This window comes from Nitriliruptor alkaliphilus DSM 45188 (genome assembly GCF_000969705.1).
GTDB classification, from domain to species: domain Bacteria; phylum Actinomycetota; class Nitriliruptoria; order Nitriliruptorales; family Nitriliruptoraceae; genus Nitriliruptor; species Nitriliruptor alkaliphilus.
Genome location: NZ_KQ033901.1, coordinates 4,705,387 through 4,725,741 on the forward strand (window position 1 = coordinate 4,705,387; position 20,355 = coordinate 4,725,741).

Consider the following 20,355-nt stretch of genomic DNA (forward strand, 5'->3'; position numbering starts at 1 on the left):
TGCGTTGGTCGCCGCGCTCCAGCGGCGACCAACTCAGGCGACGCTGATGCGGATCGTGTGGTGGCCGGTCGCGCCATCCGGAGCTGGCGGCCTCACCTGGTCGGTCTGGGTCTCGCCGGTCCCGTCGGTCGCGCGCACCCGCAGCGTGTGCTCGCCAGGTTCGGCGTCCCACCGGAGACGCCACTGGCGCCAGGTGGTCGGCGCGAGTTCGTCGGCGAGCTCGGCCTGCTCCCAGGCACGATCGTCGACGGATACCTCGACCCGTTCGATGCCGCGATCGCCGGCCCAGGCGACGCCAGCGACGGCGACCGGCCCCGCGGCGAGGCTCGCGCCGTGCCGGGGTACGTCGATGCGGGACTGGGTCTTGATCGGACCTTCACGCGCCCAGCCGCGCCGCACCCAGTAGGCGTCGTAGGCGTCGAAGGTCGTGAGCTCGATCTCGGCGAGCCACTTGGTGTCCGACACGTAGCCGTACAGGCCGGCGATCACGAGCCGGACCGGGAAGCCGTGCTCGACCGGCAACGACTCGCCGTTCATCCCCACCGCGATCAGGGCGGGACGCCCGTCGAGCACCTCGAGCGGGAAGCCGGCGGTCCAGCCGTCGACGGCACGGCCCACCACCTGCGTTGCGCCGGCTCGGACGCCGGCGCGCTCGAGCACCCGCTCGAGGGGGACACCGTGCCAGCGGGCGTTCCCGATCAGCCCGCCACCGACCTCGTTGGAGACGCACGTCAGGGTGACGTCGGCTTCGGTGTCGGCCATCTCGAGCAGCTGGTCGTAGGACAGCGAGTAGGGCTGGTCGACCAGGCCCGTGATCCGGACCACGTGGGCGTCGGGGTCGATCCGGGGCACGCGGAAGGCGGTGTCGATGCGGAAGAAGTCGTCGTTCGAGGTGAGCAGCGGCGAGATCCCCTCCACGTCCAGCGACGTCGTCGCGGGCGGGGGTGGCAAGGGATCTGCCGGCGCCGGCAGGGCGAACTCGTCGGGCAGGCTGCCGTGAGCTGCTCGCATCTGCAGGGTCCGGCCGGTCACCGCGAACACGACGGCGGCACCGGCCGCTGGGCCGGCCCACACCAGCACGTCCCGACGCGTGGGCCCTGGCGGCGCGGTGGGGTCGGGGAGCGCCACCTCCTCACCAGGCTCGGAGGGGTCGCCGCCTCCCGCCGCGGCGGTGCCAGGGAACCGCCACAGGACCATCAGGCCGGCGAGCGCCCCGACCGGTGGGGCGGTGACTGCGGTCGCCGTCGGCAGCAGCGGGTCGGCGATCCCGGCGGCGGTGCCGAGCAACACGAAGGGGAGGAACCCGAGCGGCGCTGCCCAGCGCCACCGGGCCGCCCAGCGGCCGATCGACGCACCGACAGCCGCGGACACCCCCAACATGCTGAGGAGCAGGACCGGTCGGTTGGCCGTGCCGAGAAGATCGAGGGCGAGCCCCACGACCACGGCTGGCATCAGGACGATGATCCGGTCCGCGACCACCGCGAGGGGTGACTGCCCACCGGGCAGGATCCCCGCCACGAGTTCCGCCGTGGCGAGCGCAACGGCCACGGCCAGCAGGCCAGCGGTCGGTGCCGCCAACCGGGTCCCGCGAGGTCCGGTCAAGTCGCTCAATGGGAGGGCCCACCATCCACGTCGCACGTCGGTCCGACGCCGCAGCATCGGTACGGACCAGTGAGCCGCCTCAGGAGCAACCGGCGGTCAAGCTCTGCACAAGTTCCGAGAAAGTCGACGCGACGTCGGCGGCTGTGGCTCGATACTCGCCCGCCACCCGGAGGGCGTGGCCGGAGCAGGCCGGAAGCGACGAGGTTCCCTAGGATCACGGCGTGAAGACACCGATCGGGTCACTGCACCACGCCGAAGCCCCGGCGCGGGTGTTGCTCGTCGACGACGAGCCGATGGTCCGGGAGGTCGTGGCCCGCTACCTCGAACAGGACGGTCACGAGGTCGTCGCGGTCGCCGACGGCGAGACCGCGCTCGCGCAGTTCGACGAGGGCCGGTTCGATCTGGTCGTGCTCGACCTCATGCTCCCCGCCGTGGACGGGCTCAGCGTGCTGCGCGAGATGCGTCGTACCAGCGACACGCCGGTGATCGTCCTCACCGCCCGCGGCGAGGAAGGCGACCGGGTGCTCGGGTTCGACCTCGGCGCCGACGACTACGTGGTCAAACCCTTCTCCCCGCGGGAGCTGACCCGCCGTGTCACCTCGGTGCTTCGCCGCGTCGCCTCCCCGCCCACGACCGCCGGGCAGACGCTGCGCTTCGACCCCCTCGAGATCGGCGAGCGCACCCGGGAGGTGCGCGTCGACGGGGTATCCGTGGAGCTGACCAGACGTGAGTTCGACCTCCTGCTGTTCCTCGCACGCTCGCCACGACAGGTGTTCAGCCGGGCGCAACTCCTGGAGCGCGTGTGGGACTCCTCCCCGGAGTGGCAGGACCCCGCCACCGTCACCGTGCATGTCGGGCACCTGCGTCACAAGATCGAGCCGGACCCCGGTCAACCGCGGTGGCTCATCACCGTCCGGGGTGTCGGCTATCGCTTCGAACCATGAGATCCGTCCTCGCCCTGTGCATCGCCGTCGTGGTGGTCGCGCTGGTCGTCAGCGAGGCCGCGATGCGACCTTCAGCCGATGACCGTCTCACGCTGTACGGCACCTTCGCCGCTGCCGCGGTCGCGGCCGGATCGGTGGGCTGGTGGCTGACGCGCATCCACCGGCGACTGTCGTCGCTGCGGTGGACGATCCTCGCCGTCGCGGTGGCCGCCGTCGCGGTCGCCAGCGGTGTGGTGCTGGCCGCCGCCGGCACGATGGTGCTGACCCCCGCCGACACCCGGGTCGTGCTGGCCGCGCTCACCCTCGGCACCGGGCTCGGGTTGCTCGTCGCGATCGGGGTCACGGGGCCGCTCACCGCCGACCTCAGGCAGCTGGCACGCACCGCCCGTCGTGTCGCTGACGGCGAGCTGGCGGTCCGCACCGGGATCGATCGGTCGGACGAGGTCGGGGAGCTCGCCCGCTCCGTCGATCGGATGGTCGACCAGCTGGCTGCGTTCGAACGTCAGCGCCAGCGCGATGAGGCGGCGCGTCACCGGTTGCTGGCTGCCGTCAGCCACGATCTCCGGACGCCGCTCGCGACCCTCCAAGCGGCCGTCGAGGCGTTGCAGGACGGCGTGGCGGCCGACCCGGACCGCTACCTGCGGGCCATGGCCACCGACCTGAAGCTGCTGCGCGGCATGGTCGACGACCTCCTCGTGCTGACCGGGCTCGAGGCCGGGGAGGTGCGGCTCGAGCACATCCCGTTGGACCTGGCCGAGCTCGCCGACGGTGCGGCCGAGGCGCTGACCCCCGTCGCCGCTCGGCAGCACGTCGTGATCGACCTCGAGGCGAACGGCTCCGTGCCGGTGCACGGCGACGCCAGGGCGCTCGACCGGGTCCTTCGCAACCTGCTCGACAACGCGATGCGGCACGCTCCGCCCCACAGCAGGATCACGCTCGAGCTCACCACCGACGGCGAGACCGGCGAGGTGCGTGTCCACGACGATGGGCCGGGTTTCCCCACGGAGTTCGTCGAACGCGCCTTCGATCGGTTCTCACGAGCAGACGAAGCCCGCGAGCGCCACGGCGGCGGGGCCGGCCTCGGACTGGCGATCGCCCGCGAGCTGATCGAGGCCCACGGAGGCACCATCTGGATCGAGCCAGGACCCGGAGCCACGGTCGCCTTCCAGGTACCCACCCCCTCGGCTTCCTCCTCGCCGTAGCCCCCCCGCGGGATCCGGTGCTGGCAGTGCACGGACGGGTACCCGTGACCTCGGGCGATGGAGCATGCCGGTCCCTCGTGACCAGTTTCAGTAGGCCAGAGCTGGCACCGTCATGACGTAGAACAGAACCCGCTCGAGGAGCAGGATGATGACCGCGACGAGCAAGAAGCGCTCGGTCCCCTTCGACACCTCATCCCCTTCAGCCGCTAGGACTGTAGAGCAAGGAGTCGAGATGCGGGCTTGTCCACAACTCCTGCGCTCGAGCACCGGCCGCAGCCGTTCGGGGTCGGTGACGTCCTCGAGCACCTCCAGCACGAGCCCCTCGGGGGGCAGGTCGAGCAGCTCCCACCCCACCGTCCCGAGGTCGGGTGTCATGATCGGTTGTCGTGCGATCAGGATCTCGCCGGCTACCCAGGCCATCGTCCGCCCGATGTGCGACAACGATGATGCCCGACCGGAAGCACCCTGCACGCCATCGGCCGACCAGCACTCACCCCGAGGTCGACCCATCCGCTCGGCCCCGAGGGCCGCATGCACACGACCGGAGCAGGCATCCCGGGCCCCAAGCCCCTTCATCGCCAGAGACCTACCACGATGAATGAAATCAGCTGCCTGCCGCGTGGGCGAACTCGATCGCCTCGGTGATGAGGTTGGTCAGTTCGTCGACGTGGTCGCGGGTGGCGGCGGGTACGTGGGCCCATTCGTGCATGCGTGTCTTGCCGTAGGGCTCGAAGTGCACGGCTCGGTCGGTGTCGATCAGCTCGCGGACTCGCGCCGCGGGCAGCTTCAAACCGAGTCCGGAGCCGTAGGCGCAGACGGCCAGGCGACGACCCGCGTACAAGGCTGGGTGTCCGAACATGTGGCCCGGCCGCGCTCCGAGATGCGCGCCGATCTGGGTCATACGTTCGGCGACCTCGGGCTGCCATCGATCTTCGGTCATCGTGGTGCTGTCATCTCGGTTCTCCGACGCCCGGTCCGTCGGCTGCTTGGACGCCGGCCCAGGCGGCGATGGCTTCAGCGACGGCATCGGGGGCGTCGGACTGGAGGAAGTGACCGGCGCCAGCGATCGGGACCGTGGTGCTGTGGGGCAACAGCCGCTGCCAGCGTTCGAGCTCCTTGCGACCGAACGCGATGTCGCGATCTGCCCAGACGATGAGGGCCGCGAGGTCGGAGAAGTGGCTGATGCTGGCCTCGCAGTGCGCGAGGAACTCGCGTTCCTTGGTGAGAGCACGAGGCAAGACAGCCGTGGGCACTCGCGCCGCCGGCGTGGGGAACGCCGCGCGGTACTGCTCCATCTCGGCCGCTGAGAGCTCGCGGAGACGGTGGCCCATCGGAAGCGTCGCGTTGACGAACAGGTTGAACCGTCTGATGGCGAACCGTCCGAGCGGGCCGCCCAGCAGCCGAGACATGACCTCGACCTTGGGGATGCCGTTCAGGGGCCAGGCCCACGTGTTGGCGATGACGAGCCCGGACACACGCGACGGGTCGCGGGAGGCGGCGGCGATGCCGATGGGCCCACCCCAGTCCTGCATCACGAGGGTGTAGTCGCGCAGGTCGAGGTGCTCGATGAGTTGGGCGACGACCTCAGCATGTTCCTGCGGTGAGAAGCCGTACCCGTCGCCCGCGACCGACCTGCCGAACCCCGGGTAGTCAGGAGCGATGCAACGGAACGAGGGCGAGAGCCGGTCGATCACCTGCTGCCACACGACGGACGAGGTCGGGTTGCCGTGCAGCATCAGGAGCGTGGGTCCTCGGCCCGCGTCGACGTAGTGGACCTCGTTGGACCCCAGCCTGACCATCCGACCCCCTTCTCCCGGTACACTTTAGATTATCAAGCGACGAGCTCTCGTGGGCGATCGGGTTCGGGATGGCGAAGGACTACGGCCAGTTCTGCGGTCTCGCACGGGCGCTCGACGTGGTGGGCGACCGGTGGACCCTGCTGATCGTGCGCGAACTCCTCATGGGGCCAGCGCGGTTCAGGGACCTGCAGCACGGGCTTCCCGGCATCGCGACGAACCTGCTCACCGAACGGCTCGCCCGCCTGGCGGAACTCGGGATCATCACGCGCAGTACCGAGGCCACCCGCCCGATCTACGAGCTGACCGAGTTCGGCGAGGGGCTCCGCGAGCCCGTCGAGGCCTTCGTGCGCTGGAGCGCACCCCTGATGATCAGTGGCCCCGGCGACGACCATGCCGACCCACGGTGGCTCACCATCGCGGTCCCTGCCCTCCTGGAGCAGGCCCAGCCCGACCAGCCAGGTGCCAGGACCGTCCAGGTCGACGATGTCACCCTTCGGATCACCTCGACAGGGGACGGGGTTGCAGTGAACCTGCTGCCCGACGGTGACCACCACGGTGACATCGACCACCGGGCCACCATGCCCCAAGTCCTGGGGGCGGCCTTCATGAGCCGGTCGTTCGACGACTTCCTCCGGGCGCTGTGAGATCTCCAGTCCATCGTCAGCCGTGCTCTGCGCGCGGAGCCACCGAGGACAACGAGCGCACCTAACGTGCCGTGCGCCGACCAACAGCACGAGTGGAGCACCGATGGCATCGCTCGACGCACGGACGCTCGCCGCCCGTTTCGAGCGCACGGTCGTGGGATTCTGGTCACTTGGCGGGCGAACCGTTCAGCGCCGCCACTTCCAGGAGGTGAGCCACCCGACGGCTCCGGATCATCCACTGGGCAACTTCGTGCATCGTGTCCGGGGCGACCCTCGTGCGGCCCTCCACGAGCTAATCGGGGCCGACCGCACGCCGTGCACCGCGGCTCGCCGCCGCATCCTGATCGAGACGGCAACGCCTCCAGCCCTGGAGGCCACGCTCGTTGTCGACGACTGGCAGCTGGAGTGCCAGCTCCAGCTCGTGCTGTCGTCCACGACCCCGATCGACGCGCCCACCTCGCCCGTTCGACCTGCGACCCGAGACGCGGACTGGCAGGCGATCACCGACCTGTTCCGTGCCGATCACCTCGAGGAGGACGCCCGCCGCGGTGACCCCCCGCGACCAGCATCCTCGACCCAGGCTGCCGTGGCGCTGCGACGCAGCCTGGGGCCCGACGTGGAGTACCTGCTCGCCCACCGAGGCGAGCGCGTCACCGGCTGCCTCGCGATCTGGGTCAGCGAGGAAGGCGTGGGCCTCGTCGAGGACCTGTTCGTCCGGCCCGAAGCGCGTGGAACCGGGGTCGCCACGGAACTGCTCCGACATGCCGTCCACCGCAGTCGACGTCGGGGCGCCGGTGCGATCGTCATCGGCGCCGAGACCGACGACACCCCGAAGCACCTCTACGCCAAGTTCGGCTTCGAACCCGCCGCCGTGCTCCGTAGCTACACCGCCCCACCATCCCTGCCACCACGGCACGACGGCGGGCCCGCCGCGCGTGACACACCGACGACGTGAACGAAGCTCCGCTGCCTCGTGGAGCGGTGCGGCAGCAGGACCCGATCGAGACCGTGATTGCGGGCTGGCTGCTGTGTGGCCGTACAGCACATAGCTGCCAGAGGTCGTTGGAGGGTTGCGGCCCTTGCTCGGCCTGGGCCCGGGGCGACTGACCTACTCGGTCATCCCCGGAATGCTTCGGCTGAACTCGTGCTCGCAGGGGTGGAAGATTGGAGCAAGGTCGACAGGTGGTGTTCCCCCCGTGGCGCACCCCGACGACGCGGTGATGGGTACTGCGGAGTTGATCGCCCTGGATCGGGAGGATCGCGGCCTTCGTTTCATCCTGCTGCATGCCACCGACGGTGAAGCTGTGGGATTGCGCCGGATGCCGGTGTCGATCGTGAACAGCTCGGAGTGGTGCCGCGCCGAGAAGATGAGGCGGGCTGGCGGGTCATCGGCCGTGGCCTCGATCGTCCAGCCTCGCGCAGCCGGTCGAGGGTCGTGGCGACCACTTGGTCGTCAAGTCGTACCTGCGCGACGCCCAGCAGCCAACGCAGCTCGAACAGCGGGCCACCCTTGTGGCCGCAAGCCGTGAATCGGCTGCAGAATGGACGAGTACCTCCGGTGGAACGAGGTCTAGCGCCCACCGCCCTCAAGCGGCCGGTAGGCTTACGACGACGCCTTCGAGGCGCGAGATCAGCTCCGGGGTGCCCTGGCCCGTGATATTGATCCTGGTGCGCCCATCGGAAGGCGCCACTGTCACCGTCAATGTCTCAGTCTCTTTCACGAGTAGGGCGAGCAGCCCAATCAGGAAGAACAGCAGCCCGACGACGGCGACCACCATCGCCCATTGCGGGGTGTACTTCCGCGTCAGTATGAGTGTGTAGTTGCCACCCATGTTCACGGTATACCCTACAGCGCCAGCTGCTGCGCCGATGAACTGTTGCATGACTTCGTCGGGATTCCCCCCACGGGTCATGGTCTGCACGTACGGCTGTCCAGCTGCCATAATCTCCCCGATATCGCGCTTGGTCGGGGCAAACGCCCCCAACACCTCTATCGGCCACGAGCCGAGCAACTGAAGCGTGCCCGCCCCGGTTCGACCTGGCCGACGGTGACATGCTCGACTTCCTGCCGCTACCGACATGCGGGATCGATCATGTTCGCGGCGTGCGCAGCACCCATGGACGTCGCGTTCGCACTCTGAGCGCTCGTGGCCTCCGGCAGATCAAGGCAGCCCGTGCCGGTCGGGCGCATCGGCAACGAACTGGCGGTTGACCAGGTCGGCTGACGGCACCCCGGCGGGGTCCCGAACGGTGCAGCCGCGGCCGCGGCGGCGGTAGATCCCGCGGATGTTGGCCTGACGCATCAACCGCTCCACGCGCTTGCGGGAGCAGCGCAGCTGGCGGTCACCGAGCCGCAGCTCGGACCACACCCGTGGGGCGCCGTAGCTGTGACACGACGCGGCGTGGATGTCGAAGATGGTGTTGGTGAGCGTCGCATCGGCCAAGTCGCGGGCCGAGACCGGCTCGATACGCCAGGCGTAGAAGCCCGACGTGGACACCCCCATCGTGCGGCAGACCACCGAGGTCGGAAGGTCGCCGCACCGGTTCGAGATGAAGGTGTAGATCATTTTGGGAGCACGTTCTCCCGGGCGAAGTACGCCGCGGCGCGCTTGAGGATCTCGTTCTCCATCTTGGCCACGCGCAACTCGCGGCGTAGCTCCACGAGCTCGGCCTTCTCCGCGCGTGTAACGCCGGGTGTGGCGCCCTCGTCGATGCCGGCCTGGGCTATCCAGTTGCGCAGGCAGCTGTCGGAGATGCCGAGGTCCTCGGCGATCTGTGCGACCGGCTTCTCACGCAGCCGAGCGAGCTCGACGGCCCGCTGTCGGAACTCCGGGGGATGTGGTCGAGGCATGTGTCGGACTCCTCCAGAGGCGACCCTCGTCGCCTCACCGTAGGTGTCCGCTGTCCCGGGGGAGGCTCACTCCGCGTGGTGCTGGGTCACTTCTGGAGCGTTGCCAGCCACTCCAGTTCTCGTTGCCAACCGCTCCGGTTCGGCCTGCCAACCACCTCACCGGAGCGTTGCCACCCGCACGACCACACCTCTTCCGTGGGCCTACGCTGCCTGGTCCGGTGAGAGGAGCACGCTGCCGGACTCGGCGACGACCTGTTCGAACGGTGGCTCGCCGAAGCTCCACAGCGGCCGGCCGGGCCGGGTGATGGCCGCGTACTCGCCGACCTTTGGCCAGTCCTCGTCGAACGCGTGGGGATCGAGCCCGTCGACCGGTTCGGCGCGGTACCCGCCGTAGTCGTCGTTGATCTGGCGCCAGCCCTTCCCGTCGTCGAAGTTCGCCACCCACGAGTCGGCGCGGTCGCCGCGGTGCATCCCACCCCGCCAGATCGTCACCGTCTTGAGTCGCATCCTGGACGGGTCGTTGTCGCACCGTGCGTAGATGAGCTCGTGGTCGAGGTCACCTTCCGGCCGGCAGAACTTCACCCGGACCACACCCATGCCTCCGTCGACGAACACCCCGATCGGCGTCGGGACGTCGGAGCGGTGCACCTCCGCCCAGTACTCCCCGCCGCCCGCATCGAGCTCGCGGACCTTGGCCTCACGTCGGATGTCGTGCACTTCCATCCTGGTGGTGTTGAACCGGCGGCCGTAGCGGGCGACGGTCACCTGCACGTTGTCGGTCACATCAGCTCCGGTCGCGGTCATCGCGTGGGGTCGAACAAGATGGTGCCGTCTACATCGCGGATGATGACGTCGTAGTCGGATGCGGCTTTCCGAGCCTTCTGGGGAAGCGGTCCACTCTGTGCTGGGACCACGAGCACGTGCTGACCTGCCAGCTCCTGCCCGTTCAGTGGGGCGTTGCGGCCGTTGCCACCTCGGATGATGGCACCCTCCGGGTACTTGGTGGCGGTCTCACGGATGTACCGCGCTGCGGTCTCTTCACGGACCCGGTGGAGCTGGGTGTACTTGCGTTCGACGATCTCGCGGTTCTGGTCGAGACTGTCGACCCGGGTCCGGCGAGTTTGGATGGTGCCGTCGGCGCTGCGGCGCGGCAGACCGTCACGACCGCGCCTCACCGACTCGACGGTGACCTCCCGGTACGGGTAGGCGTTCGCCTGCTTGGCGTTGAAGGCGTTGCCTGCCCGCACGTCGGTCAGGAACCGCTCGACCGACTCGCTGACGGTCGGGCCGCTCCCTCTTCCGCCGAGCGCTGCTGACCCGCGTTCGTCCGCGAGCGTTCGGCGGAGGCCCGCCGCCAGGTCCTCACGTGCCGGTAGCGCGTCGACGATCGCTCTGCGCATCGTGTGCAACGAGGTGCCCGGCGGCAGCTGACGAACCAGCAGTGCGTGCCTGGCCCGACCGGCGTTCACGCTGTGGCGCGCATCGGCGGCCCGGTCGGCGGCCCGCAGCGTGTCGGCCGCGCGGTCCAGGTTGCGTAGCCGCTGCAGCCCCGCACGGACCGCTCCGCCGCCCACGAAGACCGAGCCGACCTCCACGCCCGCGCGTCCGACCGCGGAGCCGTAGTGGCCGTCGTTCCAGTCGGACCGGATCGGTTCGGTCATCCCGTCCCAGATGGATCGCAGCGCCCCGCGAGGGTTGTCACGGACCGCGCGTCCCATCTCGAGGTTGTCGACCCAGGTGTCGTGCTTGGGGACCAGGAACGAGTCAGTGACCCACCGGCCTCCTTCGACCATGCCGCCGGCGATCTGGCCGACCTGCCGGGCCGCTCCTGACGCCACCCCGCCGACCTGGCTGAGGAACCCGCCGATTCCCTCACCGAGCCGTCGGGCGGTGCTGCGCTCGTCACCGGCCGGGGAGGCGCCCGCGAGCGGCCGGTCATCTCGCAGCCAGAACGGCACCATCTCATCGTCGCCGTCGGCCCCGTGCTCTCCCGGCACGCCTGCCTGCCCGTCTTCGAGGCCATCGCCGAAGTCGCCGTCAGGGTCGCCGTCGAGGGCGGTCCTCGAACTGGTCGGCCCCTCGGCGCCGGCCAGGACGGTCTCGCAGCCGCCGTCGACCGCGTCAGGTCCGCTGGTGGTGACCGCGATCTGACAGAACGCTCGGTCCGCTTCGCTGCGCAGCTGCTCGGCCAACAGCGGCGTCAACGACGTGACGCTCGCGATCAGCGATGCGACCAGGACTAGGACCGCGATGTACTCCGCGGACGCGGCGGCCCGCTGGTCGTGCCAACGGGCACGAAGCTGTCGTGTCATGACGTTCCCCCGTGAACGCGAGGGAACCTAGACCGCACCGTCCGACCGAGCTAGTCCGTTCGGCAGCAGCCTGTGGATAGACGACTCTTCTGCTGTTTCCGTGGGTCATCGTCCGGGGAGGGCGGGTCGGTAGCCGCCGAGGGAGAGCATCGCGAGGGCGATCAGTGCTTGGGGGTGTTTGAACCCGAAGGCGATGCGTGTGATCAGGCGGATGCGGGTGTTGACCGATTCGATGAGCCCGTTGGACAGGCCGTGCTCGAGGGTGGCGTGGATGGCGGGCAGGTGACGTTTGATCTTGCGGCCGAGGGCGACGAAGGCGGGCAGTCGGCAGCGTTGCGCCCATGCGAGCCAGCGATCGAGGGCCTGCTTGCCGGCCTCGCCCTTGATCTTGAACGCGAACCGCAGCCCCTCTTTGAGCAGGTAGGCGCGGTGCAGCTTCGGGCTGGTCCTCGCGACCCAGTCGAGCTTGGCGCGTTGGTGGGCGGTGAGGTCCTCGGGGTTCTTCCACAGCGCCCAGCGGGAGTGCTGGATCTTGCGGGCGTCGCCGCGTGAGAGGTTGTAGCGAAGCCCGCTGTGGCTGCCCCAGGCGACCATCCCGCCGGCCTGGCGGCGGGCCTCGTTCCAGACCTCGCGGCGGACCTCATCCAGGCACTGGGTGGCCCACGCCACGACATGGAACGGATCGGCGCACAGCACCGCGTGGGGGGCGCGTTCGGCGACCACGGTGGCGATCCATTCGGCGCCATCGCCCGAGATGTGGGTCAACCGTGCGCTGCGGTCGGTTCCGAGCAGGTCGAAGAACCTGCGCAGGGTGGCCCGGTCCCGGCCGGGTTCGGCCCACACCAGCCGGCCGGTGTCGTGATCGACCACGACGGTGAGGTACTTCTGTCCCTTGCGGTAGGAGATCTCGTCGATGCCGATCCGGGTCAGCCCATCGAGCCGGTCGGTGTGGGCGTCGACCTCTGCCACCACACGGGTCACGATCGACCCGACCGTGCGCCAGCTGATCCGGGTCAGCTGGGTGACCGCGACCTTGGAGCAGTTGGTCGCCAGCCACGCCACGGTGTCCTCGAACGCGCGGGTCTGGCGGGCACCGTGCCGGGCCCAGGGCACCTTGGCGACCACCACCCCGTGGTCACGGCAGGTCACTCGCGGTGCCTCGGCCTCGAGCACCAACCTGACCGTGCCCAGGTCGAGCCCACGCCACCGACGGCGTCCCTCACCGTGGTCATAGCCCGGCGAGCGGCGGCCACACCGACCGCAACGGCGCTTGGCCCGAGCCTTGGGACGCACCGACGCGATCACCATCTGGGCGTCCGGGTCGAACTCGACCGATTCGAGCACCGTGAGCTCATCCAGCTCCAGCAACCGTCGCCATACCCTGTGCACGCGCCGCCTCCTCCTACGTGACCGTCCTAGACAGCCGGAAACGTAGGTAGGAGGCGGCGTTTCACGTCAGAACCCCATCAGCGACCCACGGAAACAACCCAAGAGCCGGATAGACGCGCCCGGCGCGCGCCTGTGGACGACCGTGCACCGGTGCCCCGAAGGCCCGTACGCTTCCGGCTCGTACCGGACGGGGAGAAGCACATGCGACGCATCGTCGCGCTCGTAGCGGCAGCAGCGGTGTTCACGGCCGGGTGCGCCACCGAGCAGCCCGAAGCGCCACCGTCGCTGGCCGACCAGGTCGACCAGACCGACGAGGCCGGCCGCAGCCTGGAGGATCTGCTGGACACCGGTCTGCCGCCAGAGACCGACCGGCTCGCCGCCCAGCTCGACTGGGCCTGTGACCAGAACGCCAAGAAGTCCGACCAGATCGAACCGCCAGAGGACCTCGACGCTCCCGCCGTCGAGTTCGCGGACATGTGGGCCGAACAGCGTGAGGTCAGCGCCGAGATGGTCGCCTTGGTCAACCAGGCTGCGGAACGTGACGACCACTTCGTCCCCGTGGCCGCCGCCGGAGACCGGGCCCTCGCTGCGCTCGATGACGTCGTGGCTGCATCACGTGCTGGCGACGAAGACGGCTACGACGAGGCGATCATCGGACTGTTCGAGGAGCTCGAAGCCGCCGCGCAGGTCGCCGCTGATGCGCAGCTGATCATCTGCTTCTCGCTGTCGGCACCCAGGCTGTAGCGGGTTCCGCCCTGCAAAGGGGTGTCTCCTGACGTGGATGCCGGTCGAGTGACCGGCGGACCTCAGGGAGCGCACCAGGCTCCGGCCGAACGCGCCGTCGCCGCCACCGAAGAACTGCGTGACCGGTTCCGATGGCTCGACTCTGGCGACGCCACCCAGCTCGTGACCGACAGCGCGGGGACGACCTGGTGGGGGACCTTCGCCGGAACCGACGCGAACGTCGAACTCGGCCAGCGGCTCGGTCCGCTCGCGCCGGTCACCATGACCAGCGGGTTGGCGATCCGCCTCGAGGACGACGCTGGCCGTGACGCGCTGGAGGCGTCCCTCGAAGTGCAGTTCTGGCACCGATGCTCCAGCGGCGCCCGAACGCAGGACGTCCCCCTGGCGGCGTACGCTCCGAACCGACCGGAGGGAAGCCTCGTGGGCACGTCGTTCCTCGCACCGTTCCTCGCAGACCGGCGTCACGTCGCAGCGCCCGGGATGGGGGCAGCAGCCCCGGCAACCGGCGCTGACCTGCGCGGATGCGCAACTCGGAAGCTGGGAGACCGAAGCCTCACGAAGTCCCCCCGCTACTTTGCAGCGAGAAGCGCCCCACGAAACCCCAGGTTCTCCTGGGGTTTCGTGCTGTCTCGGCGTATTTCGAACGGGCTTTCGCGACCTTGACCCGCACAACCGCCGTCCACCGAAGTCTGGGCAGACCCCGCTCACGGCGACAACCGATGGCGGCGCTGCTCCAAGACCCGCTGGAACTTGGCACTGGCCCGCGGCCACTCGGACGACAGCTGCTCGGGAAGGTCTTTCGTGCGCGCCAGAAGCCGGTCGATGACACGCTCCAACGCTGCTGCTCGGACGCCGCAGTGCTCCGCCGCTTCGGCGAACGCTGCTCTCCCGATCTTGGCGACCCTCGATTCACCGCAGACCGGCAGAGCCATGGTGTCGGTGTCGCCGTACGGGTGCGTGAACGTCACGTCGTACACCGGTGTCGGCTCCAGACCCTCGCCGCGGTCGAACACCGACAGGTTCTTGGCGTGAAGGTCGCCGTTCCCGATCAGGTAGGACGCGGCAACCTGTTCGAGTAGGCGCAACGCCGCCACCTTGGGGTTCGCGCACAAGCCCGCCAGTGCGCCTACGACTTCAACGGTGTCGAGGTCGTACTTGTCGGCTGGGTAGCGACCCGCTGCCTGGCAACCGTCGAGTTGCCGCAGGGCCCTGACGGTGCCGCCCGTGGCGTGCCGGTCGAACCGTGTCACGAGCAGGGCCTGCTCGCCAGTCATGTCGATCACCACCTCGGCCTGGGTGACCTCGAGTCGAGCGCGTGCGAGCGCCTGGAGGCACGCGCGTTCGTTGGGAACCAGCCTGGGGAGCCCCTTCTGGCCGAACTTCAGCAGATGGGTGGACAGGGTGCTGTCTCGGACCGGGAGTGAGATCCGCCCTGAGAGCTTGACCTTGTCCTGGACGCCAGGCACGCCCGACACCGGCATACCTCGGAGCTTTGCGAACACGACCGCGTCGAAGTGGGAAAGATCGACCTGTGTGGCCGACGACGCTGCCGGGAGGGAGCCGGCGGGCACGAACTGGAGGTCGCCGACCAGGTCGTTGCCGATCGCCAGGAGCAGCGCAACCTCGTTGTCCAGGGACGTCTTGACCTGCTGCCGCAGCGCTTCGAGTCGGCGTCCCTCGGGGAGCAGGTTCGACAGAAGCGGAGGGAGAGCCCCAGCCGGCCATGTTGTGATGCCGACCGGCAAGTGCGGGACCAATGCGGGCCCGTCGTAGCCCGCGATGTAGGCGAACTTGGTCGCGTCGGGTTGCCGGGTGACGTGCCCGACGAGATGACCGGCCGCGTAGACGTCGGCGGCGTTCATCGTGGCCGGACCTGCAGCGTCAGCCCAAGCGCGTCGAGCACCCGAAGGACCTCCTTGAGACGGACCGTGGGTTTGCCGTGTTCGAGGTCGCGCAGGAACCGGTCGGACACACCCGCGAGATCGGCCAGCAGCAGTTGGTCCAGACCCTGCTGTTTGCGGGCGTGCCGCACTGCCGCCCCGAGTTCCTGCACCGTCGTACCCACCGCCGCGCTCCTCGGATCGTTCGTTCCGATGTAGAGCGATGGTGCCGGACGAACCCGCCCTGCGCAATGGTTTCGGAATGAACGCGCCGAAAGCGGGTCATGGAACGCCCTTCGAACACCGGGAGCGTGGCCCATCGGAACGAACGCGCCGATTGTGCCTGGCCGAGCAGGACGCACCTGTTGTGGCCGCGTGGCGGAAGTCCGTGAGCGCCACCCGCTACCACGGGTTCAGGTGATCCGGGTTCCGCGGCGTGGGCTCGCCTTCGGCGCCGGCAGTCGGCTCGTCCCGGGCCCGGCGGGGGCCCAGCCGTTCGCGAGGCGGTCGTGCGTCAGGGACGCAAGCCCGCGAGCACGAGGTCGGCGTACATCGACGCGACGGCGTCAGCCGTGAAGTCCCCGTGCGGGTTGAACCACTCGTGGGCCCACGCGCACATACCCATGATGGCGAACGCGATCAGGCGAGGCGACTCGACCGCGACCAGCGATCCTTCGCTCATGCCGCGCTCGATCGTCTCGGTGACCAGACGCTCGAACCGGTCGCGCTTCTCCCTGATGGCCTCGAAGGTCTCCGGCGACAGGAACCGGCGTTCCCGGTAGAAGACGCGGACGGAGGTCGTGGGGTAGCCCTGTCGGTGGAACAGTTCAAGCGCGGCTGAGCGCAGGGCGCCACGTGCGTCCGGTTTCGCGTTCTTGGGCATGCGGCGCCTGGCGTGGTGTTCAGCCGATTCGGCGGCATCGGATCCTGCCATGCGGTGACATACCGACCGGTTGGTACTACGCAAGTCGCACTGACCATGCCAGCCATCCCGAAGGAGGCCGATGTGGGAACGGAACCCGGGTCGAACATGACGGCAGCAGCGCACGTCCTACGCAAAGTGGCGCTGGATGAAGGGCTGAAGGCGCGCGTCGCGAAGGATCCCGATCTGCGGCGCCTAGCTGCGAGGGTCGCTCGGCGGTACGTCGCCGGGGACCGACGCGAAGATGCCCTCGATCGGGCCCGTCAGGTCAGCGCAGCTGGCCACCGTGTGACGGTCGACTTCATGGGGGAGAGCGCTCGGACGCGGGCGGTGGTCGATGCGGCGACCGACGAGTTCCTCGACCTGGTCACGTCGCTGCGCGATGGTCAGCTCGGCGGATCGGTGTCGCTCGATCTGTCACACCTGGGCAGCGTCCTCGATCGTGAGCTCGGTCGCGCCAACGTCGCGCGCATCGCCGAAGCGACGGCGGCCGGTGGCATGGAGCTGCTGATCTCGATGGAGGGCCACGACCGGGTCGATCAGATCCTGGAGGATCACCGTTGGCTCTGTGAGCGCTTCGATCACGTGGGCGTGACCCTGGCGGCACGGTTGCACCGGACCGAGGATGACCTGGCGGGCGTCCTGCAGTGCCCCGGACGGATCCGGCTGGTCAAGGGTGCCTACGACACCCCGGCCGATATCGCATTGGCCCGAGAGGATCCCGAGCTGACGACCCGGTTCGACCGGTACGTCGACCAGCTGCTCGACAGCGGACACGCGTGCTCGATCGCGACGCACGACGCAGACCGGTTGGCGCACCTGCATGAGTACGTCCAGCAGCAGGACGCACACGAACGGCCGTACGTTGTGGAGATGCTCGCGGGGCTCGATTCGGGGCGACTCGATGAGATGCGCGACCTGGGACACCCGACGCAGGAGTACATCGTGTACGGCACGGAGTGGTGGCTGTACGTCTGCAACCGCATCGCCGAGGAACCCACACGGCTCTTCGACGCACTCGTCGACGCTGCCGACGCGTGATGCGGGGTCGTTGGCCGGTACGCCTGGATCCGGCGCAGGTTGCCCGCGTTGGTGAGCAGGGTCATGAGCGTCATCTCGACCCGAACCTCGGTGCGATGCGCGGGGCCAGCGATCCGGTCATGTCAAGAAGGCGAGCATCGTTGCCGCTAGCAGGGCGACAGCCATGCCGGCGTTGATCGTCCTGGCTCGTCGAGGGTTGCGCAACAGCGGAGCGATGGATGCGCCGGCCATCAACCAGGCAACGTGGATCATCGCGATCATGCCGGTCAGGACGACGAGCTTGAGAGCCGCGTCGGCCTGTGGTGAGTCGGCGAGCTGGGCGCTGGCGAACACCGCAGCGATCGCGACCCAAGCCTTCGGGTTGGCGACACCGAGGAACAGTCCTCCGGCCATCGACGGCGCAGGGGTGTCCCCGTCTTGTTCGGCCATGGCTGGGGACATGCGCGAACCACTCCTCGATCTGGACAGCTTCCGACCTCCTCGGGGGACTGCCCCGAGCCACAGAGGTGGCGACTCGATCCGTTTCGGTGCCGGTACCGCTCGGTTGCAGCGCGCGGAGGTGCACCTCACGAGTTGTTCGTTCGCCCCGCATCGCCACGACACGTACGCCATCGGTGTCACGACCGGTGGGGTGCAGCAGTTCCGCTACCGCGGTGACCTGCACGCCTGTCTACCGGGGCAACTCCACGTCCTGCATCCGGATGAGCTGCACGACGGTGCCGCGGGTTCCGACGAAGGCTTCGGCTACCGGATCCTGTACGTGGCGCCGGAGCTGCTCCGTGACGCGCTCGGACGCAGGGCACTGCCGTTCGTCGCCGACCCGGTCCAACCGCAGCGTCCCCTGACGAGCCATCTGCTGCCGCTCCTCGCGACGATGGATGACCCCATCAGCGATCTCGCCGAAGCAGACATCGCCGCCCTCGTCGCCGACACGCTCACGATGATGGGAACCCGATCGGAGGCGCGCGAGGAAGGGGCGATCGATCTTCGAGCCGTTCAGCTCGCCCGTGAGTGCCTGCGCGCTCACGCTCGCGAACAGACGCCGGCGTCGACACTCGAGACGATCACCAGTTGTGACCGGTACACGCTGGCACGACACTTCCGGCGAGCGTTCGGTACCAGCCCGGACCGGTACCGCACGCTTCGGCGGTTGGATCTCGCTCGCAAGGACATCGTGACTGGCGTCCCGCTGGCGGAGGCTGCCGCTCGTGCAGGTTTCGCCGACCAGAGCCACCTCACCCGCCAGTTCAAGCGTGCGTTCGGGTTCACCCCGTCCCGATGGCTCGACGTCGTATCGGCCGACGGCCCTGCACGCTGAGGCGCACAGCTGCGTCGGACCCCGCGCAGGGCGAGTTCGCCGGTGAGCCGGTCGTGGGTGTCGTCGACCCGTTCGACGGCAGTGGAGGTGAAGGTGATCTCGGGGCCTGCGTCGAGCACCTCCGGACCCGTGACGACGCCCCCGGGGGCCGCTCTCACTGTCGCAGCCACCTCGGCGCTCGAACCACCCCCGACCGCGACACATCGGGCGACGCGTCGCCGTACAGGAGCCGTGGACCGAGCACGGGGTCGAGGCCCACCTCGCCCGTGTCGCGCTCGACGATCAGTGCCTCGGCGAGTCGGGTGTCGGGGGGGTCCTCCCCGACGCGCCTGCGGCTCACGGACTCCGCCTCGTCCAGTTGGTCCCCCGCGATGTACACGACCTCACGGACGAGCGGGTGGACCCCGGCTCCGGTGATGAGGGCCCCGCCCTAGGACAAGGGCGCATCGGGGTACCGGACGACATCGCGCCCCTCATCGTGTACCTGATCTCCGAGGAGTCGGCGTACGTCAACGGAGCCGAGATCGCCGTCGACGGCGGCTTCACCGCCCACGTGTCCCACTAGGGGATCGCCGACGCGACCAAGCACGGCTGGAGCCGAGGGACCCATCGCGAGCACCGGCTCCGATCGAGCACCGTGCCCAGCTCGTCACGCGCCCGGTGGCCGGTAGCTCACGTCGGCGCCCGTGGCTGCGTCGACCTCGTCGGGGTCGAGGAGCGCCACCGTCTCAACGGCCGCGGCGCCGGTCGCGCTCACGTTCAGCGCTACCGACGCGGCAGCGGCGGCATCGGGCATGTCCGCGATGATGAACACGTCGGTGTCGCCGAACGCGAAGTGGAAGCTCTCCACCGTGCCGCCGACGCTCCCGATGGTCTCCTCTGCGGCCGCCTTGCGGGCGTTGCCACCTTCCTTCAACACGCCCTGCAGCCCTTGCGCGGTGTAGCTCACCTTGAACAGGAACTTCGCCATGGCAGCAACCCTCCCGGACTCAGCCTGGACATGCTGGCATCATCCGCTCCCGCTGTGGTGCTGTCCACGGGGCATCGTCGTGGCGGCGCTCCACCTGCTCCGGTGGTGAACTCGGCTCCGACACCGCCTGCGCGATCGCGAACAGCGAGGCCGTCGTCGAGACGCCGTGGTTCAGCCCCGACCGCAGGGGCAACGACGAACCGCTCGCGGTCAACACCTTCTTCGAGGGCGCGGTCAACATCACCCAGCTGCTGGGCACGGAGCCCGCGGACGAGTGCTTCACCCAGTTCCTGGCCAACACCCGCTCGTCGCAGTCGCTCACGGCCACGTTGTTCGACGACACGACCGGTGAGCTCGAGATCTGCGGTGGACTGACGATCGTCAAGGAGACCGATCCCGCGGGCGAGGACCAGGACTTCGACTTCACGATCACCGGACCGGGCATCGACGGGACGGGGGAGTTCGAGCTCAACGCCGCCGACCACGACGAGGGCGAGGGCAACCCAGCCAGCACGACGTTCTCGGATCTGCTGATCGGCGACTACACGATCACCGAGGTCGACATCCCTGACGGGTGGGACCTCACCAGCATCGTGTGTGACGACGGCACGACCGGGAACCTCGCGGACGATGCGGTGACCGTCTCGGTCGGCGTGTCGACCGGCGTGACGTGCACGTTCACCAACACGCTACGCCACTCGATCCTGGTCGAGAAGACCTACGCGGTCGACCCGGGC

25 protein-coding genes are annotated in these 20,355 nt (G+C 69.1%); 9 read left to right on the forward strand and 16 right to left on the reverse strand.

Annotated features, from left to right (window positions below; translation table 11 throughout):
• Positions 1-33 precede the first annotated feature (33 nt).
• Positions 34-1,602 carry a molybdopterin-dependent oxidoreductase gene (locus NITAL_RS21745; RefSeq protein ID WP_211262587.1) on the reverse strand — a complete coding sequence of 523 codons (1,569 nt, stop codon included), beginning with the start codon at positions 1,600-1,602 and terminating at the stop codon, positions 34-36.
• Between the two features lie 221 nt (positions 1,603-1,823).
• Between NITAL_RS21745 and NITAL_RS21750 the strand changes: the two genes are divergently transcribed.
• Positions 1,824-2,546, forward strand: coding sequence for a response regulator transcription factor (locus NITAL_RS21750; RefSeq protein WP_211262588.1), 723 nt, complete (start codon positions 1,824-1,826; stop codon positions 2,544-2,546).
• A complete protein-coding gene (locus NITAL_RS21755) occupies positions 2,543-3,748 on the forward strand; it encodes a HAMP domain-containing sensor histidine kinase (RefSeq protein WP_052668413.1) in 1,206 nt (401 codons plus the stop codon). The genes NITAL_RS21750 and NITAL_RS21755 overlap by 4 nt, the downstream gene beginning before the upstream one ends.
• A gap of 87 nt (positions 3,749-3,835) precedes the next feature.
• Here NITAL_RS21755 and NITAL_RS21760 read toward each other — a convergent pair whose 3' ends face one another.
• From NITAL_RS21760 to NITAL_RS21770, 3 genes are all read right to left on the reverse strand, one after another.
• Complete coding sequence (locus NITAL_RS21760) at positions 3,836-4,168, reverse strand: hypothetical protein (RefSeq protein WP_052668414.1); 333 nt, start codon at positions 4,166-4,168, stop codon at positions 3,836-3,838.
• Between the two features lie 184 nt (positions 4,169-4,352).
• Positions 4,353-4,688, reverse strand: coding sequence for a hypothetical protein (locus NITAL_RS21765; RefSeq protein WP_052668415.1), 336 nt, complete (start codon positions 4,686-4,688; stop codon positions 4,353-4,355).
• Between the two features lie 10 nt (positions 4,689-4,698).
• On the reverse strand, positions 4,699-5,547 hold the full coding sequence (locus NITAL_RS21770; protein WP_052668416.1) for an alpha/beta fold hydrolase: 849 nt from the start codon (positions 5,545-5,547) through the stop codon (positions 4,699-4,701).
• 68 nt (positions 5,548-5,615) lie between these two features.
• Here NITAL_RS21770 and NITAL_RS21775 point away from each other — a divergent pair, with 68 nt between their 5' ends.
• Together NITAL_RS21775 and NITAL_RS21780 are read left to right on the forward strand one after the other, a co-directional pair.
• A complete protein-coding gene (locus NITAL_RS21775; RefSeq protein ID WP_052668417.1) occupies positions 5,616-6,191 on the forward strand; it encodes a winged helix-turn-helix transcriptional regulator in 576 nt (191 codons plus the stop codon).
• Positions 6,192-6,294: 103 nt separating this feature from the next.
• Entirely contained in the window at positions 6,295-7,146 is an 852-nt protein-coding gene (locus NITAL_RS21780) for a GNAT family N-acetyltransferase (RefSeq protein WP_052668418.1), read from the forward strand.
• A 631-nt stretch (positions 7,147-7,777) separates the two neighbouring features.
• Here the strand turns inward: NITAL_RS21780 and NITAL_RS21785 are convergent.
• The 6 genes from NITAL_RS21785 to NITAL_RS21810 all read right to left on the reverse strand — a co-directional run bounded on the left by NITAL_RS21785 (position 7,778) and on the right by NITAL_RS21810 (position 12,743).
• Positions 7,778-8,074 carry a hypothetical protein gene (locus tag NITAL_RS21785; RefSeq protein WP_211262589.1) on the reverse strand — a complete coding sequence of 99 codons (297 nt, stop codon included), beginning with the start codon at positions 8,072-8,074 and terminating at the stop codon, positions 7,778-7,780.
• A gap of 279 nt (positions 8,075-8,353) precedes the next feature.
• Positions 8,354-8,758 carry an IS3 family transposase gene (locus NITAL_RS21790; RefSeq protein ID WP_052668420.1) on the reverse strand — a complete coding sequence of 135 codons (405 nt, stop codon included), beginning with the start codon at positions 8,756-8,758 and terminating at the stop codon, positions 8,354-8,356.
• The gene (locus NITAL_RS21795; protein ID WP_052668421.1) at positions 8,755-9,042 is read right to left on the reverse strand and encodes a transposase; all 288 of its coding nucleotides are present in this window, start codon (positions 9,040-9,042) and stop codon (positions 8,755-8,757) included. Before NITAL_RS21795 ends, NITAL_RS21790 begins: the two co-directional genes overlap by 4 nt.
• 201 nt (positions 9,043-9,243) lie before the next feature.
• Positions 9,244-9,825, reverse strand: coding sequence for a hypothetical protein (locus NITAL_RS21800; RefSeq protein WP_052668422.1), 582 nt, complete (start codon positions 9,823-9,825; stop codon positions 9,244-9,246).
• Positions 9,826-9,842: 17 nt separating this feature from the next.
• Entirely contained in the window at positions 9,843-11,354 is a 1,512-nt protein-coding gene (locus NITAL_RS21805; RefSeq protein WP_052668423.1) for a hypothetical protein, read from the reverse strand.
• Between the two features lie 105 nt (positions 11,355-11,459).
• Entirely contained in the window at positions 11,460-12,743 is a 1,284-nt protein-coding gene (locus tag NITAL_RS21810) for an ISL3 family transposase (protein WP_052668424.1), read from the reverse strand.
• A gap of 201 nt (positions 12,744-12,944) precedes the next feature.
• Here NITAL_RS21810 and NITAL_RS21815 point away from each other — a divergent pair, with 201 nt between their 5' ends.
• A complete protein-coding gene (locus NITAL_RS21815; protein WP_052668425.1) occupies positions 12,945-13,487 on the forward strand; it encodes a hypothetical protein in 543 nt (180 codons plus the stop codon).
• A 704-nt stretch (positions 13,488-14,191) separates the two neighbouring features.
• Here the strand turns inward: NITAL_RS21815 and NITAL_RS21820 are convergent.
• From NITAL_RS21820 to NITAL_RS21830, 3 genes are all read right to left on the reverse strand, one after another.
• Positions 14,192-15,349, reverse strand: a complete 1,158-nt coding sequence (locus NITAL_RS21820; protein ID WP_052668426.1) for a type II toxin-antitoxin system HipA family toxin — start codon at positions 15,347-15,349, stop codon at positions 14,192-14,194.
• Complete coding sequence (locus tag NITAL_RS28680) at positions 15,346-15,552, reverse strand: type II toxin-antitoxin system Y4mF family antitoxin (RefSeq protein ID WP_052668427.1); 207 nt, start codon at positions 15,550-15,552, stop codon at positions 15,346-15,348. The genes NITAL_RS21820 and NITAL_RS28680 overlap by 4 nt, the downstream gene beginning before the upstream one ends.
• A 329-nt stretch (positions 15,553-15,881) precedes the next feature.
• Entirely contained in the window at positions 15,882-16,250 is a 369-nt protein-coding gene (locus NITAL_RS21830; protein WP_052668428.1) for a TetR-type transcription factor C-terminal domain-containing protein, read from the reverse strand.
• 123 nt (positions 16,251-16,373) lie between these two features.
• Here NITAL_RS21830 and NITAL_RS21835 point away from each other — a divergent pair, with 123 nt between their 5' ends.
• Positions 16,374-17,330, forward strand: coding sequence for a proline dehydrogenase family protein (locus NITAL_RS21835; RefSeq protein WP_211262590.1), 957 nt, complete (start codon positions 16,374-16,376; stop codon positions 17,328-17,330).
• 117 nt (positions 17,331-17,447) lie between these two features.
• Here NITAL_RS21835 and NITAL_RS21840 read toward each other — a convergent pair whose 3' ends face one another.
• Positions 17,448-17,771: a hypothetical protein gene (locus NITAL_RS21840; protein ID WP_157042021.1), complete on the reverse strand. Its 324-nt coding sequence runs from the start codon at positions 17,769-17,771 to the stop codon at positions 17,448-17,450.
• A gap of 103 nt (positions 17,772-17,874) precedes the next feature.
• Between NITAL_RS21840 and NITAL_RS21845 the strand changes: the two genes are divergently transcribed.
• The gene (locus NITAL_RS21845; protein WP_211262591.1) at positions 17,875-18,648 is read left to right on the forward strand and encodes an AraC family transcriptional regulator; all 774 of its coding nucleotides are present in this window, start codon (positions 17,875-17,877) and stop codon (positions 18,646-18,648) included.
• A gap of 154 nt (positions 18,649-18,802) precedes the next feature.
• Here NITAL_RS21845 and NITAL_RS27565 read toward each other — a convergent pair whose 3' ends face one another.
• Positions 18,803-18,988 (reverse strand): hypothetical protein, encoded by a 186-nt coding sequence (locus tag NITAL_RS27565; RefSeq protein ID WP_157042022.1) that lies wholly within the window; start codon positions 18,986-18,988, stop codon positions 18,803-18,805.
• 57 nt (positions 18,989-19,045) lie between these two features.
• Between NITAL_RS27565 and NITAL_RS27570 the strand changes: the two genes are divergently transcribed.
• Positions 19,046-19,213 carry an SDR family oxidoreductase gene (locus NITAL_RS27570; RefSeq protein ID WP_211262592.1) on the forward strand — a complete coding sequence of 56 codons (168 nt, stop codon included), beginning with the start codon at positions 19,046-19,048 and terminating at the stop codon, positions 19,211-19,213.
• A gap of 84 nt (positions 19,214-19,297) precedes the next feature.
• Here NITAL_RS27570 and NITAL_RS21855 read toward each other — a convergent pair whose 3' ends face one another.
• Positions 19,298-19,618, reverse strand: coding sequence for a GYD domain-containing protein (locus NITAL_RS21855; protein ID WP_052668431.1), 321 nt, complete (start codon positions 19,616-19,618; stop codon positions 19,298-19,300).
• A gap of 329 nt (positions 19,619-19,947) precedes the next feature.
• Here NITAL_RS21855 and NITAL_RS28250 point away from each other — a divergent pair.
• A partial coding sequence (locus NITAL_RS28250) for a prealbumin-like fold domain-containing protein (protein ID WP_052668433.1) occupies positions 19,948-20,355 on the forward strand: 408 nt, incomplete at its 3' end.